Origin of the sequence: Bradyrhizobium sp. (genome assembly GCF_049798375.1) — a bacterium.
Taxonomy (GTDB): domain Bacteria; phylum Pseudomonadota; class Alphaproteobacteria; order Rhizobiales; family Xanthobacteraceae; genus Bradyrhizobium.
This window is the reverse complement of record NZ_JBARGP010000708.1, coordinates 1-1,679: the sequence shown is the minus strand read 5'-3', so window position 1 is coordinate 1,679 and position 1,679 is coordinate 1. Positions and strand designations below refer to the sequence as shown.

The following is a 1,679-nucleotide window of genomic DNA, read 5'->3' as shown; positions in this document are numbered from 1 at the left end:
GGCGCCGGCAGCATCGCGCCCGCGATCAGCCGGTCGCGCACCGCCGGATCGAAATCATTGGCGCGCGTGCGCAGCCGATCGAGATGCAGCGAGGCGCCCTCGGCGGTGGTGATGACATAGGCGGCGGCACGGGCGCGCGCCGCTTCCGGCACCTCGATCATCTCCGTTGCGTTCAGCGCCTTGGTAACGCGTGCAATGGCTTCGACAGCTTCCGGGAACAGATTCTGCTGGAAGTAACCGCCGGCGATCGCGACGCGCAGGCCATCGATGCCCTGCGTCAGCTGCGGCGTGACCGGCTCGACCGCGCGCGTCGTGCAGGCGGCGTCATCCGCATCGGCGCCCTGCATCGCGTCATAGCTGATAGCGAGATCCTCGACCGACCGCGCCAACGGTCCGAGATGATCGAGGCTCGTGACGAACGGAAACGAGCGCGCGCGCGACAGCCGGCCATAGGTCGGCTTCAGGCCGAAGATGCCGCAGAACGAGGCCGGCACGCGGATCGAGCCGTTGGTGTCCGAGCCAAGTGCGATCGGCACCAGCCGGCCGCCGACCGCGGCCCCGGAGCCACCCGAGGAGCCACCGGTCATCCGCAACGGATCATGCGGGTTGCACGAATTGCCGTCGTGGATGTTCTCGCCGGTGAAGTCATAGGCGTATTCGCCCATGTTGAGTGCGCCGACCAGCACCGCGCCGGCTGCCTCCATCCGCTCGATCAGGGTCGCATCGCGCGCGGCCGGCGACAGATCGCGGTTGATCTTGGAGCCGGCGCGAGTGGCCAGCCCCTGCACGTCGAACAAGTTCTTGACCGCGAACGGCACGCCGGCGAGCGGACCGACCGGCTTGCCGGCCGCGATATCCGCGTCGATCGCACGCGCTTTGGCGCGGGCGCGCTCGGCGGTGACGTCGGTGAACGCGTTCAGCGCGCGATCGCGCAAAGCAATCCGTGCCAGCACGGCCTCGGTCGCCTCCAGCGCCGACAATGTCTTGTTCGCCACGGCTCGCGCGATGGCGGTAGCGGTCATCTCGGCGGGATCAAGCGGTGTAGACACTGGCTGGCTCGGCATCGTCTGAGAGCTTGTAGTCGTCGACCAGCTTCGCCAGCCGCAGCGAAACCTCGAGATTGGCGCGGATCGCGCCCTGCCAGGCCTCCTCGATCGGGAGTCCCAGCGCACGCCCGACGGCGTCGATATAGTCGTCCAGGGGCTCGGCCATCTCTCGCCTTTCGATGCGCCATAAGCGGCGGCGCGGAATTCGGCATCAGTGGTTCGCAAGCCTCATGCCAACGGCGAGCTTGTCCTAACCCGCTGAAATCTCTTGTTAGTCCTAGCTATCGCGCAATGTGCGATGCCCGTTCCGATTGCATACAGAACGCTGCTTCTGCACACTATTTGACCAGAAGCACGGGTCAGACGGCGCGATCCGCTTTAGTTCGGCCAGATCAGCTCCTGGAGCTCCCAGAGATTGGCGGCTTTCGAGGGCCAATCGGGAATGCAGATGTGGCGGTTCGGATCACTGGCCCGATGCAGCAACATCAGGGCAAGCAGCCGCCGCTTCAGGCGCTCGTCGAGATCGGCTCTCGCATAGCCATAGCCTTCGAGCAGGCTGCGCACGCGTCCGGGCCGGCCCGCTGCCATGAAGGCGCTCGGCCCAAGCAGATCGTAGTCGCCAAAGCCCGTGAA

Annotated in this window: 2 protein-coding genes and 1 pseudogene; all 3 read right to left on the bottom strand. The window is 66.3% G+C overall.

The features are described from left to right. Nucleotides 1–1,022: AtzE family amidohydrolase (locus WA702_RS27655; RefSeq protein WP_425113718.1), on the bottom strand; the 1,022-nt coding region annotated here is incomplete at its 3' end. Between the two features lie 10 nt (nt 1,023–1,032). Continuing rightward, the gene (locus WA702_RS27650) at nt 1,033–1,212 is read right to left on the bottom strand and encodes a DUF4089 domain-containing protein (RefSeq protein ID WP_425113717.1); all 180 of its coding nucleotides are present in this window, start codon (nt 1,210–1,212) and stop codon (nt 1,033–1,035) included. Nucleotides 1,213–1,424: 212 nt separating this feature from the next. Beyond that, nucleotides 1,425–1,679, bottom strand: a pseudogene (locus WA702_RS27645) (phosphotransferase); the annotation flags it as partial.

Coding starts and splice junctions, on each gene's coding strand:
- WA702_RS27650 (WP_425113717.1), bottom strand. CDS start 1,212: ATGGCCGAGCCCCTGGACGACTATATCGACGCCGTCGGGCGTGCGCTG.